This window comes from Nodularia harveyana UHCC-0300, assembly GCF_034931085.1.
In the GTDB taxonomy this organism is placed as follows: domain Bacteria; phylum Cyanobacteriota; class Cyanobacteriia; order Cyanobacteriales; family Nostocaceae; genus Nodularia; species Nodularia harveyana.
Genome location: NZ_JAYGHG010000003.1, coordinates 62148 through 74607, shown reverse-complemented (window position 1 = coordinate 74607; position 12460 = coordinate 62148). Strand labels below are relative to the sequence as shown.

General features: G+C 39.2%; 13 protein-coding genes. 5 read left to right on the top strand and 8 right to left on the bottom strand.

All coding sequences use genetic code 11. The annotated features are described in order from the left end of the window. Positions 1-413 precede the first annotated feature (413 nt). The 7 genes from VB620_RS03115 to VB620_RS03085 all read right to left on the bottom strand — a co-directional run bounded on the left by VB620_RS03115 (position 414) and on the right by VB620_RS03085 (position 7870). Positions 414-872, bottom strand: coding sequence for a pentapeptide repeat-containing protein (locus VB620_RS03115; protein WP_323194671.1), 459 nt, complete (start codon positions 870-872; stop codon positions 414-416). A gap of 354 nt (positions 873-1226) precedes the next feature. After that, positions 1227-2315, bottom strand: coding sequence for a hypothetical protein (locus VB620_RS03110; protein ID WP_323194670.1), 1089 nt, complete (start codon positions 2313-2315; stop codon positions 1227-1229). A gap of 17 nt (positions 2316-2332) precedes the next feature. After that, entirely contained in the window at positions 2333-4267 is a 1935-nt protein-coding gene (locus VB620_RS03105) for an AAA family ATPase (protein ID WP_323194669.1), read from the bottom strand. A gap of 198 nt (positions 4268-4465) precedes the next feature. Continuing rightward, positions 4466-4663, bottom strand: a complete 198-nt coding sequence (locus tag VB620_RS03100; protein WP_323194668.1) for a type II toxin-antitoxin system Phd/YefM family antitoxin — start codon at positions 4661-4663, stop codon at positions 4466-4468. A gap of 14 nt (positions 4664-4677) precedes the next feature. After that, positions 4678-4926 carry a type II toxin-antitoxin system RelE family toxin gene (locus tag VB620_RS03095; protein ID WP_323194667.1) on the bottom strand — a complete coding sequence of 83 codons (249 nt, stop codon included), beginning with the start codon at positions 4924-4926 and terminating at the stop codon, positions 4678-4680. 59 nt (positions 4927-4985) lie between these two features. Further along, positions 4986-7613 (bottom strand): bifunctional aconitate hydratase 2/2-methylisocitrate dehydratase, encoded by a 2628-nt coding sequence (acnB, locus tag VB620_RS03090; protein WP_323194666.1) that lies wholly within the window; start codon positions 7611-7613, stop codon positions 4986-4988. Positions 7614-7744: 131 nt separating this feature from the next. Then, on the bottom strand, positions 7745-7870 hold the full coding sequence (locus VB620_RS03085) for a hypothetical protein (RefSeq protein WP_323194665.1): 126 nt from the start codon (positions 7868-7870) through the stop codon (positions 7745-7747). Between the two features lie 445 nt (positions 7871-8315). On the opposite strand from VB620_RS03085, the gene VB620_RS03080 reads away from it, so the two are divergent. The 4 genes from VB620_RS03080 (at position 8316) to VB620_RS03065 (ending at position 10703) form a co-directional block, all read left to right on the top strand. Then, positions 8316-8636: a 2Fe-2S iron-sulfur cluster-binding protein gene (locus VB620_RS03080; RefSeq protein ID WP_323194664.1), complete on the top strand. Its 321-nt coding sequence runs from the start codon at positions 8316-8318 to the stop codon at positions 8634-8636. A 100-nt stretch (positions 8637-8736) separates the two neighbouring features. Beyond that, positions 8737-8925: a hypothetical protein gene (locus VB620_RS03075; protein ID WP_323194663.1), complete on the top strand. Its 189-nt coding sequence runs from the start codon at positions 8737-8739 to the stop codon at positions 8923-8925. Continuing rightward, positions 8922-9989 carry a DUF3326 domain-containing protein gene (locus tag VB620_RS03070; protein WP_323194662.1) on the top strand — a complete coding sequence of 356 codons (1068 nt, stop codon included), beginning with the start codon at positions 8922-8924 and terminating at the stop codon, positions 9987-9989. The genes VB620_RS03075 and VB620_RS03070 overlap by 4 nt, the downstream gene beginning before the upstream one ends. A 123-nt stretch (positions 9990-10112) precedes the next feature. After that, positions 10113-10703, top strand: coding sequence for a CPBP family intramembrane glutamic endopeptidase (locus tag VB620_RS03065; protein WP_323194661.1), 591 nt, complete (start codon positions 10113-10115; stop codon positions 10701-10703). Positions 10704-10866: 163 nt separating this feature from the next. Here the strand turns inward: VB620_RS03065 and purN are convergent, their stop codons facing one another. Continuing rightward, entirely contained in the window at positions 10867-11529 is a 663-nt protein-coding gene (gene purN, locus VB620_RS03060; protein WP_323194660.1) for a phosphoribosylglycinamide formyltransferase, read from the bottom strand. Between the two features lie 24 nt (positions 11530-11553). On the opposite strand from purN, the gene VB620_RS03055 reads away from it, so the two are divergent. Then, complete coding sequence (locus VB620_RS03055) at positions 11554-12435, top strand: carbohydrate ABC transporter permease (protein ID WP_323194659.1); 882 nt, start codon at positions 11554-11556, stop codon at positions 12433-12435. The last annotated feature ends 25 nt before the right edge of the window (positions 12436-12460 follow it).

Here is a 12460-nt window from a genome sequence, read left to right as displayed (position 1 = left end):
ACTCATTCAAGCACAAATCATGTCAAAATCAGACTACCTCACATTTATACAAGTTTAAACGCTGATTTTAACTGATATTAAAGCTATCTTAAGCCGTGTTCGTCAATTCAGTGATGGATAATTAATTTTAATCTCTCATCAAAGTTTTTATGTATTCAAATATACTGATTATAATGACGATTTGATATAGGTTTATAATTAAAGACTATAATTTTTTCAACTAAAACAAAATAACCACATTTTTGCCTGATCAGTAACCCTATGTCTGAAGTGAAGAATATTCAACAAACCGGAAAACTTTACCAAGGAAAAATGAAAAGTTAAGTCTTGGGTTGAGGGAAGTAGAGGGCTGATTTACGAACACTTCCTAGCCCAGCCCAATTTATGTGTTTCCTGATTTCTCTACACAGGTACTAGTCCCAATCGGGGAACATATCTGCTGCATCTCCACCAATACCGATACCAGTGTGATAGATTTCGGCATCAGTGATAATCATATTATCCATTGATGCTCCATATACATTGGAGTCGTAAATTTGAGCGCTGGTGAGATTAGCTCCGTTGAGATTAGCTGCTTTAAAATTAACGTTGGTAAGAAAAGCATTAGTTAAATTTGCGCCTTTCAAATTAGCATTAGTTAAATCTGCGCCTTCAAGATTGACTCCTTCCAGGTTAGCTCCAGAGAGATTTGCGCCTCGGAGGTCAGCACCAATTAAATGAGCGCCTTGGAGGTTAACTCCTGATAAATCGCACTGCACACATTCTCTGGTCAAATTTAACCTTTGTAAATCCTGGTAATTTCCAGCTTTAACTGAGCCAGTAAAAATTAGGGGAGTTGCTAAAGCTATAGCTGCGAATAGCTGGAGTTTCATATTGTTTTCTCCTTAGTCATTAAACCAAGTCCGTTCTTTTCCTCACCCGTTCATTATCGCACTAAATGGCTACAAGTTCTTGGGTGAAGACACAGACTGATTGTGATCTGACAATGGTTGGGTGATCCTAGAAGTAGGATTAACTATAATTGGGGTGTATTTGGGAAGAATAGCAGGAAAATCACAGCATTTAACTCATGTTAAATATTTTGAAGTATCTGGGCAAATTTTTTAAAGGAAGAGTTTATTAAACCTGCGTTTAGTGATGCTAAAGTTTTAGTATAGCGTTCGCACTTCCAACTCATAAACAAAAAAATGAACTCGCACCCCTTACTCTCTAACACAAAATACTGTTCATTCAGGAATTTTCATATCATTATGTATAACAATAGATGCAAACTCTATTTTATTATTTGTTCTTTTCCAATAATGTAAATGATATTCATAATCAATATCTCTTCTCCACGCTTTTGCTTTATCGTTTCTTTCTCTTTGAGCAGTCTTTGCACCTTTACCTGTTCTCAACCAATGAGTATCACTTAGATTTTCCTCTAAGATAGTTTCAGCGCAAGAACGTAATAACATTTTTATTTTTCTATCTTCATTTGCAAAACCTAGATTTTTTATAGTTTCTACAAATTTAGTCCCAAAAGACCAAGATACAATATCATTTTCAGCTTTTGGTTGTTCAAGTTTGGAGTTTGCATCCTTAATATATCTTTTAATAGCATTAACATAAATTGTCTCTGAAGTGGAATTTTGCCATATATCAATTATTTCTTCTAAAACTGAATCATATAAAGTTGAGATATATTCTGGATTTATACAATAAATTAATTCAGATTCAACCAAATAAGGTTTATATAAATTTATACCTTGTGATTTATCAATTAAATCGTAATCTAAAACTTCAGCTTTTAAAATTATATTTTGACTATTATTAGTATGATGACGAGTAAGTAATAATTTATGAATTACTTGCTCATCAGTCAAAGTTTCCAATAGACATTCTAAAATTGCTATTCTATAATAATTTTCTTGAAAAATAGGTTCTCTTTCCAAAAGGTAATTGCAAGGATGACATTGAACTTGTTCGTTATCAAACAGAATTTCTTGAATATTAATCTTATCTTCTATACAGGGTAAGTTAATAATATTATTAATTAGAGTATGAATATCATGAGGTTGTATAATCTGACTAAGATTAAGATGATTAATTATTCTTTCTAACTCTTCCCATTCAGGGTATCCATTAACTTGTGCTAAAACATCAGCAGTTATAAAAGATATATAAAAATTTTCTCTCTCTTTATTATCATCTATAAATTCTCCCCATTGAACTAGAGTATTAATATAGTTCTCAAATTGGTCTGAACAGTTATTAGTGTTCTCACTAAGACGAGGATAAGCCAGTAAAAATGGATCGATGCAAAAAACTTTCATTTGTTATTATCTTGATTCTATATGTTATTTTTTTGTAAATTTCTTTTTCGTTTTTCCATAGCAGCCTTAATAATAGCTCTAGAATTTTGTTCACTTTCATCAAAGAAACCTTTAGGCCAGTTTTCTATTACCCCAAAGTCATTAATTCTAACAGGGCGATATTTAGATTTTTCACCTTGTTTTTCCACAAAATAAATAATTACATCTTTATGGATTTGATTATCTTCAGAATTAGCAGAAAGATATCTAAGTCGGTTAATTAAATACTCACTATGAGTTTCAACAATACATTGCTTATTTAACATGGTCATTGATATGAAAAAGTCAGCTAAACGAGTTTGTACTTTTGGGTGCAGATGAAGTTCTGGTTGTTCAAAAATGAGTGTTGAACCACTTTCAGCTAAAAGTGATTGAACTAAAATTGGTAAAACTTGACTAACCCCAACTCCAACATGAGTAAGATCATGTAGAGATTGAGTGTCTGATATGGCTACTTTAAGTTCATAACCTAATACACCCTTATCAGAGGTTTGAAAATGACTAGCTATACCCATGTATTTTAGCCAGTTTAATACAGCTTCAGATAAAGTAGCATCAATGACTTTTGGACTAAAATTACCAGTTTCAAATTCTTCACTAGGTATATATTTTATCTTCGTTGTACTATGAACTTCCAAAACAGCAGCAGTGTGTTCACCCCTATAGCCTATATCTTTTGAATCTGTTGTTCCTGCAAGAGAATAAATGGCTTTAGGTTCATCTCTTAATGGTCCCAAATATTTAACAAAATGGGAAAAAAACTGTCTAATATAATCTACAGCTATATTAGACATTTCTGATAAAGGAAAATAAGCTAGTTTATTTTCATGATTTTGATTAGTGGATTTAATTGATTTTTTAATATCATTCAATTGATCCTGAAATTTTCGTGTAATTATTTTTTTATCTTCCTTAGATAAAGAGTTGTAAACTTCTACTAGATTGTTCCGTGAAAACTCTTTGTGTAAAGTATCTAGTTTAGTAATAAACTTATGTTCAGGTCTACTCTTAGCATTAAAATTCATTTCTATTTGTGATTCTCGTATTAAATTAATAATTATTTTTTGTAACTCTGTACCAATTTGAATTTCATTTGATGAGAACTCTCTTGTTAGTCTATGCAATGTATATTGCTCAATATTACCTGATGCAAGCAAGTCCAGTAGTTGATTTTCTTGTTCTTCTATGGCATCAAATACTATAGCAAATTGATCAGGAAGAAAATGCGCTAATGAGACTCCTATTGGCTTTCCATTTTGTGGAGGTGTACGATAATATCTTCGATTTGCTTTTAAAGTAAGAGGTTTCTTTACTTCATACATTAAAGATAAAATATCCAATTCTTGAGCATTATTATCATCATCAGATATATCATATTTACTTAATCTTTCTTCTAATTGCAAATTCGTTCTAATAATGTGAATTTCTTTTTCTTCATTCTCTTTGTCATCAATATTTGATTCAACATTGATTCGACATTCTTCTAGCCTGGGTTGCAGTTGCAATTGTGTGATTTCTTGATCATTCTCCGAAATAATGGAGGAAAACTTAAAACTGCAATTAACTGATTTTAAAGACTGTATTGTTCTGAAAGGATAAGTTCTCAAAAGGCGAATTGCTGTTTCTTTCTTCAATTCAATAGGTGTTAAGTTAAAGTCAATCAAAATGCTCTTAGATTTATTTCCATTAGATACAATATCATTAAAAGAACCCATCTTTATTATGTGACCGTTGAGTATGATAGGGCGGGAATTTACTGAATTTTGTAATGTCTGAGTAGTTAACAGCAAACTTTGTATAATAGTTGTTTTTCCAGAACTATTAGCCCCAGAGAATATGGTTAATGGTGCAAATTCTAATTTTGTTTTTTCAAAAACAGACTTAAAATACTCCAGTGTCCATGATCTAATCATCTTGATAATTTTTCCTCAAATTATAAATTAGCTAAATATATTTATTTCAGTGGATTAGGTAAAAATACATCTCTACCTAAATTCTACCAATAAAGTATGCTACTGTCTAGAAAGTATTAAGCCATAGCAAACTCCGTTAACTTACTAGTTTCAGGATCATGAAAAGCTAAAATAATATTCTATTAAAGCATTCTAGTATCAAGTTAAGAACATTTTTTTAACATCGGCTAAAGTTACTGTAACACTATCTTTTTCTTCTTCCTTAGCATCTCTTAAATCTCGTAAATCTTCCAAATCTTCCAACAACTCTTTAACCTTCAAAAACTCCTCATAAGGTAAAACTGCAAATTGTTTTTCACCATTTTTTATTAAAAATTCAGGATGTAAGTCAATCATTTTTTTACTTCCTTTTATTCATAAGCTTTGCTGCGGTGCTTCACCCTATATATAATGATAGTCTGTTCTGCTAATTCAAACAAAACTCGATAATCACCTACTCTTAAACGATATTCGGGTGTGAAATTTGTTAAGCGTTTTACGTCTCCCTGTAAATCATCTTGCATTGCTTCAACTTTATTTATAATGCGTTCTCTGTCACTTACAGGAATTTTCTGTAAATCTTTAATTGCTTTGGGTTTAAATTCTATTTGGTACTGCACATATTTTAACTTGTTTAAGTGTATGTCAGGTGAGTCTATCCAGACTCACCCCAATTACATTATACCAAAGCTGCCTGTTCCTCCTGACTAATCACCCTCCCTTCATCCTCAAAACCGGTGATTTGATCGAAGTTCAAATAACGATACAAATCATCAGCAAAAGGATGAATCTTTTCTGCTACAATATCTAAGTATTCCTGCACTGTGGGAATGCGTCCCAGCAACGCACAAACGGCGGCTAATTCTGCCGAACCAAGGTAAACTCGCGCATCTTTACCCATACGGTTGTTGAAGTTCCGGGTTGAGGTAGAAAATACAGTTGTACCGTCTTCTACTCGCGCCTGATTACCCATACATAAACTACATCCAGGCATTTCTGTCCGCGCATTGGCTGCTTCAAAGATGTTATATACACCTTCGGCTTTTAATTGATGTTCATCCATGCGGGTGGGGGGACAAATCCACAACCGGGCTTGCACTGCACCAGCACCTTCTAATACTTTACTTGTTGCTCGATAATGACCGATATTGGTCATACAAGAACCTACAAATACTTCTTGTACTGGGTCATTGGCAACTTCTGATAATAATTTGACATTATCAGGGTCATTGGGTGCAGCGACAATGGGTTCTGTGATTTCGTTCAAATCAATTTCAATGATTTCTGCATACTCTGCATCTGCATCAGCTTCCATGAGGGTGGGGTTGGCTAACCATTCTTCCATTTTTGCTACACGGCGCATGATGGTACGTGCATCTGTGTAACCCCTAGCTACCATGTTTTTTAACAGGGTGATGTTAGAACGCAGATATTCAGAAACTGTCTCTACACTCAGCTTAATTGTACAACCTGCACAAGAACGTTCGGCGGAAGCGTCGGTGAGTTCAAAGGCTTGTTCGACTTTCAAATCTGGTAAGCCTTCCAATTCCAGAATGCGCCCTGAGTAGATATTTTTCTTGTTCTGCTTCTCTACTGTCAGCAAACCTTTTTGAATGGCGATGTAAGGAATGGCGTTGACAATATCTCTGAGGGTGATACCGGGTTGCAATTCACCTTTGAAGCGCACTAATACTGATTCTGGCATATCTAGGGGCATGACACCCAATGCACCTGCAAAGGCGACTAACCCAGAACCTGCGGGGAAGGATATTCCCAAGGGGAAGCGGGTATGGGAATCGCCGCCTGTTCCCACGGTATCGGGTAATAGCATCCGGTTTAACCAAGAGTGAATGATACCATCGCCGGGACGTAAGGCGACACCTGCGCGTTGGGCAAAGAAATCTGGCAGTTCTTGGTGTGTTTTAATGTCTACTGGTTTGGGATATGCGGCTGTGTGACAGAAACTCTGCATTACTAAGTCTGCACTGAAACCGAGACAGGCGAGTTCTTTTAATTCGTCGCGGGTCATGGGGCCTGTGGTATCTTGGGAACCAACGGTGGTCATGAGGGGTTCGCAAGATGTCCCTGGACGGACACCGGGTAAACCGCAAGCTTTACCGACCATTTTCTGGGCGAGGGTGTAGCCTTTGCCTGTATCGTTGGGTTGTTGAGGACGAATAAATAAGGTGCTGGGTGATAAACCCAAAGTTTCGCGGGTTTTGTCGGTGAGGGTACGTCCAATGAGTAGGGGAATGCGTCCACCGGCGCGGACTTCATCAAAGATGGTTTCGGGTTTGAGGGTGAAGGTGGAAATGATTTCGCCGGCTTCGTTGGTGATTTCGCCTTTGTAGGGATGGATGGTTATTACCATGCCGGTTTCTAGGTGGCTGACATCGCATTGAATGGGCAAAGCACCGGCATCTTCGGCTGTGTTAAAGAAAATTGGTGCGATCGCACTACCTAAAATATAACCCCCCGCGCGTTTGTTTGGGACATAGGGGATATCATTTCCTAAATGCCACAATACGGAATTAATGGCAGATTTGCGGGAGGAACCAGTACCGACAACATCGCCAACGTAAGCTACTGGATGTCCTTTTTGCTTTAACTGGGCAATGGTTTCTAAACTTCCTGGTTGCAGCGACTCTAGCATGGCTAAAGCGTGTAAGGGAATATCCGGGCGAGTGGTGGCGTGGGTGGCTGGGGATAAGTCATCGGTGTTGGTTTCCCCAGGGACTTTAAATACTGTGACAGTAATAGCTTCGGCGACTGGGGGACGACTGGTAAACCATTCTGCATTTGCCCAGGAGTCAACTACTCGCTTGGCGAAAGGATTGCTTTGGGATAATTCCAAAACATCATGAAAGGCATCATACACCAAAAGGATTTTACTCAGGGCGGCGGCGGCGTGGGCGGCGATGGGTTCTCTACCTTCACCCTTCATGACTAAAGGTGTTTCTCCGTTTTCTGATTCTCCACTGGAAACTTGCAGCAAATCAATCAGAGATTGCACATTGTAACCGCCTACCATTGTTCCTAGTAACTCGACTGCGGCGATGGGGGAAACTAAGGGACTGGTAATTTCGGCTTTGGCTATGGCGGTGAGAAATCCGGCTTTGATATAAGCGGCTTCATCTACACCGGGTGGCACGCGATCGCACAATAAATGTAATAATGTATCTTCTTCACCTGCTGGCGGATTTTGCAATAATTCGCACAGTTCAGAGGTTTGCTTCGCATCCAATGGTAAAGGGGGAATACCGAGTTGGGCGCGTTCCGCAACATCATGACGGTATTGTTCTAGCATTTTGTGTTCTCCATTGGGATGTTCTCTTCTTAATTATGAAATATTTTTCGGTAAATTTTAGCGATAAAAGTTTACCTGATGTTTCTGGATAAAAATATAACTGCTAAATACTTGTTAGCGAGTTGAGAATCTCAGAGTTTTATGTGGAGATGATGACGATGTTTATTTTTTACCAGTTCAAAACCAGCAACTAATTTACTTCCTAAACCAACATAAAAGATTTCCCAAAACTCTTCAGCAACAATACTAATGACCACAGTATAAATAATATTATATTTTCACAACATTGCTCTGTATTATGAAAATTAATCACCAATTTATCTTCGGTTGATCAAAAAATCTCTGAGGTTTTGGGGAAATTATAGCCGTTTTCCCCTGAGTCAGGCAACCCATAGCTGGAGTGGCGCAGCCAGATAATGAATCAAGCACAGATGTAGAAGCTTTAGCCCCTGAATGCAGGTTACACAAATAAATCAATCTGTACCTGAATAAATAGGGAAATCCTATATGGGGAAGCAATTTTTTCGCTGTTTTTTTTGGTAGCGCTAGCTGTGTGATGTAAAATCAGTCTGCTAGGATATTGGCTGTGATCATCAATTCGCCAAACTCTACCAAAAAGCTATGAGTCTAATTTTGTTGCCCGATGAGTCTAGTTATCAGATAAAATAGTTATTTTGTCCGTTGCATCCCCTAGTTTTGTATATGTCCAAGACTTACACTGTTGAAATTAAGCACCAAGGCGAAATTCATACTTTACAAGTTCCGGAAGATGAAACAATTTTATCCGTGGCTGAAGCTGCTGGTTTAGGTTTTCCCAATTCTTGTAATGCAGGAGTTTGTACAACTTGCGCTGGTCAAATTACTGAGGGAACTGTAGACCAAAGTGATGGTATGGGCGTTAGTTCTGAACTACAAAAACAAGGTTATGTTTTGCTTTGTATCGCTTATCCTCGTTCTGATTTAAAAATTGAGACGGAAAAGGAAGACATAGTTTATCAATTACAATTTGGTAAAGACAAATAATCAGTGAACAGTTATCAGTTATCAGTAATGTGGAGTTATTTGATAACTGGTAACTGATATCAGTTATTCTAGAAGCTGGAAATCTAAAGGACATACCGCGATGACAACTCATTTCATTACCGCAGAGGTTGATTTACAAGAGACTTCCACTGAGTTGGAACAGGAAATTGAAGCTGAGTTGCAAAAGCAGGGTGAACCTCTGCGTTGGGCGATTACTTCTGTGGATGAAGCCCAGCAAAAAGCAACTGTTGAAGCTGTTGTAACATTGGATTCTGCTTCAGCCGAGTGAGTCAACGTCCTTATACAGCAATTTTAATTATACCTACTGGGGTGGGGGCAGCCATTGGTGGTTATGCTGGTGATGCTTTGCCTGTAGCTAGAGTTATATCACAGGTGTGCGATCGCCTGATTACTCACCCCAATGTCCTCAATGGTGCAAGTTTGTACTGGAATCTCCCTAATACGCTGTATGTGGAAGGTTACGGACTCGATAAATTTGCCTCTGGATGCTGGGGTTTACGCCCAGTTAGGAATAATAAAATAGGTTTGCTTTTAGACCAGGGTATTGAACCGGAATTACAACTGCGACACCTCCAAGCAGCCGACGCAGCTAGGGCCACCCTGGGTTTAACTCTTACAGAGTATGTAGTTACTGATGCACCGCTAAACGTAGAATTACGCACTTCTGCATCAGGGGCTAGTTGGGGAACCATTGGCAATCCTGACAGCTTACTCAGAGCCGCCGAAATATTAATTAACAAAGCCGGGGCGGAGGCGATCGCAGTTGTCGCCCGTTTCCCCGATGATATAGATGAAGAGGCAGTACAAAAATATCGTCAAGGTCAAGGAGTAGACCCTCTAGCCGGTGCAGAAGCGGTGATTAGCCATTTAATCGTCCGCACCTTCAAAATTCCCTGCGCCCATGCTCCCGCCTTAGCCAGCGCCCCCCCAGAACCGAATTTATCCCCGCGTTCCGCCGCCGAAGAATTAGGTTATACTTTTTTACCATGTGTGCTAGTGGGTTTAAGTCGCGCCCCACAATTTATTATAGATAAAGAGTCCATGAAATCTTTAGCAGATGACATTTGGGCAGATCAAGTAGATGCTGCGATCGCACCTGCAAACGCTTGTGGTAGTAGCGCGTTAATCAGTTTAAACCAAAAGCAATGCCAAATTATTACTGTGGCAGAAAATAAAACTCTCATCCAAGTTCCCGCCCCAGCTTTAGGCATCACAGCTTTACAAGTAAACTCATACTTAGAAGCAGTCGGTGTATTAGTAGCCCACAAAGCTGGGATAAATCCCGCCGCCCTCAGTCCTCAAATATCCTCTCTACAGCCAGTTATTATGTAGTTTTCCCATTCCTATTCCCCCCTGCACCCTGCCCCTCTGCCCCCTGCACCCTGCCCCTCTGCCCCCTGCCCCTCTGCACCCTGCCCCTCTGCCTCTTCCTAGTCCTAATTCCCCTAAAAACTCGTGGTTGAACAACAAAATCAAGAACCAGAAATTCCCTACTTGACACGTACCCAAGTATTAGTAGCTATGGGAGTGACTGCAATCCTCTTGTGGATAATCGCCAAGGTATGGTTAAACTATGGCAATTTTTATTTATTAAGATGGTACTTCTCAGGAACAGATGTACTCTTAGGCTTAGGGCTAGCATTCATCATCACAACCTTAAGTGGTTTAGCCTATCGCTTTTACCCCGCCTACCGTAAAAGTGCAGACTATTATTTAGAGATAGTCATCAAGCCTTTAGCTTTACCTGATTTGATTTGGTTGGGTTTACTCCCAGCGTTAAGTGAAGAACTATTATTTCGTGGTGTCATGCTGCCAGCTTTAGGCTTAGATACTGTAGCGGTAATTGTATCTAGTCTCGCTTTTGGTATTTTGCATCTCAGTGGACCGGAACAATGGCCTTATGTGATATGGGCAACAATTATTGGGTTAATGCTGGGGTTTAGTGCCTTATTAACTGGTAACTTATTAGTACCAATTATTGCCCACATGATCACAAATTGGGTTTCTGGCTGTTTCTGGAAGTTCCGCCAAGTCAAAACTGCTTAAACTTTTGTTTACGGGGATTTCTGCCCCGTTGACGTTTTTTAAGGGGAGCCAGTGCGGTCTTGGGGTTTCCTCCATGAGCAACTGGCGTGGATTGAGGGGGATCTAAAATGTTTTGCTACCGACCATAAGACTTTTAAAACATCCTCTAACTACGAATTACGAATTACGAATTATTTTGACTGATTTCCCGTGCCGCAGCTATGGCGATCGCCTGTGGTAAGATACGGTGTTCCTGAATTTGAATCCTGGCGTGGAGTGTTTCTGCTGTATCCTCTGGTAAAATTGGCACAGCTGCTTGGATTAATATGGGGCCGCTGTCTACTTCCAAACAAACTAAATGCACTGTACAGCCAGTAATTTTGACTCCAGATGCTAAAGCTTGTTCGACAGCATTAATCCCTTTAAAACTAGGTAACAAACTGGGATGAATATTAATAATCTTGTCTATAAAAGCATCAATTAAAACTGGTGTTACCAAACGCATCCAACCAGCCATAATTACCCAATCAACATCATATTGCTGTAAGGTCTTGACAATTGCACCGTCAAATGCTTCTCGATTGCCATAGTCGCGGTGATTTAATAATACAGCTTCTACACCCCGATTAGCCGCGCGGATGGGAGCTTTCGCTGAGGGATTATTATAAATTAAAACTTGAATTTGAGCATTTAATTGCTCCTTGGCGATCGCCTCGGCAACAGCTTCAAAATTACTCCCACTACCAGAAGCCATAACCCCCAATTTTAAAGGAGTGCTTTGGGAAAATGGGCAATTACTCAGACTGGGTGCAACCAGGCTAACGGTAGAATCAGGGCAAAGAGTCATAACAGCAAAGAGGAAAAATTATAAATGCCAAAAACATATAGTAAGTCCTGGTTAGATAATGATACATTTGCGGCTTGGACTTTTCTCTCACCAGCGCTGATTTTACTAAGTATCTTCATCATTTGGCCGATCGCATATTTGTTTTACCTGAGTTTTACGGCTGGTAGCTTCACCTCCACAGGTACGACTTGGGTAGGGTTAAGGAATTATACGCGCTTGCTACTCACCCCAGATTTTTGGCAAGTTTTGGGTAACACGATTTATTTCACCGTAGCCACAGTCATTCCTAGCTTAGTGATTCCCTTGGTGCTGGCGGTGTTATTAGATAAATCTTTAGCCTTGCGGGGACTATTGCGGAGTGCCTATTTTCTACCTTCAATTATTTCCTTGGTCGCGGCTGGTTTAGGTTTTCGCTGGTTATTCCAAACCGATGGCCCAGCAAACTCATTTTTAGGATTATTGGGCATTACACCTATTCCTTGGTTGGGAAGTACAGTGTGGGCAATGCCGGTATTAATTGTCTTGAGTATTTGGAAGCAATTGGGCTTTAATATGGTGGTATTTTTGGCAGGATTGCAAGCCATTCCCCCCAGTCGCTATGAAGCCGCAGAACTAGATGGGGCAAATGCTTGGCAGCAGTTTTGGCACGTTACCCTGCCGGGATTACAACCGACGACGATATTTGCGACCGTCACCACAGCAATTTTTACATTACGCAGTTTTGAGCAGGTTTATGTAATTACAGGTGGTGGTCCTTTAAATTCTACTAATTTACTGGTGTATTACATCTATCAAGAAGCTTTCGCCCAATTTGATTTTGGTTACGCAGCAGCAGCAGCCACAGTATTATTAGCTGTCACCTTAGTCTTGGTATATTTCCAGTTAAAAACCTCTGGGGAAGAGTAAGAGGCAGGGGGGCAGGGTGCAGGGA